This is a genomic window from Gluconobacter sp. P1D12_c (assembly GCF_018812105.1).
GTDB classification, from domain to species: domain Bacteria; phylum Pseudomonadota; class Alphaproteobacteria; order Acetobacterales; family Acetobacteraceae; genus Gluconobacter; species Gluconobacter oxydans_A.
In genome coordinates this window covers 1-676 of the sequence record NZ_JACSIQ010000123.1, presented here as the reverse complement: position 1 = coordinate 676, position 676 = coordinate 1, and the positions used below count along the sequence as shown (strand labels likewise).

The following is a 676-nucleotide window of genomic DNA, read 5'->3' as shown; positions in this document are numbered from 1 at the left end:
CAACCATACGGCCAAGGGCTTCGGCGTATCCGGCCTCGCTGATATGCCAGTCATGCAGATGCGCCAACTGGCGCAGGGTGGCACCCTGACAGGTGTCGGCCATGCGTGTCAGACCAAGATTAATCCCATCCGCCAGGATCACCGTCAGCAGGGCGTTTTTGTCATCCGCGACACGGCTGGAACGGCGATGGGTAAAGCAGTCGGTGAAGCTGATCCAGCGGTCCACTTCCAGCAGAAGATCAGTAATCTTGATGCGTGGCAGCCGGTCGTAAGCCGCCCGCCTCAACTCTTCCACAGCAGGGGGTGTAATTGCTTTCAGAGGCGAAATCACAAGACCATGTGCATCAAGCCGGACCTGTGACAACTCGCCCTTCCTGGCAAGAGCCGTCACCCGGTTCAGCGCGGTTTCCAGCACTGCACGCCGTTGAGAAAGGAACGTGTCAGCCGTAGCATTGATCGCCAGAGGCAACGGTCCTTGCGCGCGCATCGCTGCAAACGTGGCTTCCGGAAGAAGGTAGGTGTCGAATGCGCGGTATTGGCGACTTTCCGTTACCCAGATGTCTCCGGCACGCAGACGCTCGCGCAGCTGGGTCAGAACACAGAGTTCGTAAGCCTGTCGTATGACTGTTCCCTCTGGCCTGACAAAGCTGTGCCAGGAAGGCGGAATGAAACGGAT

Annotated in this window: 1 protein-coding gene; it reads right to left on the bottom strand. The window is 58.6% G+C overall.

Going from position 1 to position 676, the window contains the following annotated elements:
- Positions 1-676 (bottom strand): Tn3 family transposase (locus KP705_RS15895; protein ID WP_215764929.1); only part of this gene is annotated, 676 nt, incomplete at both ends.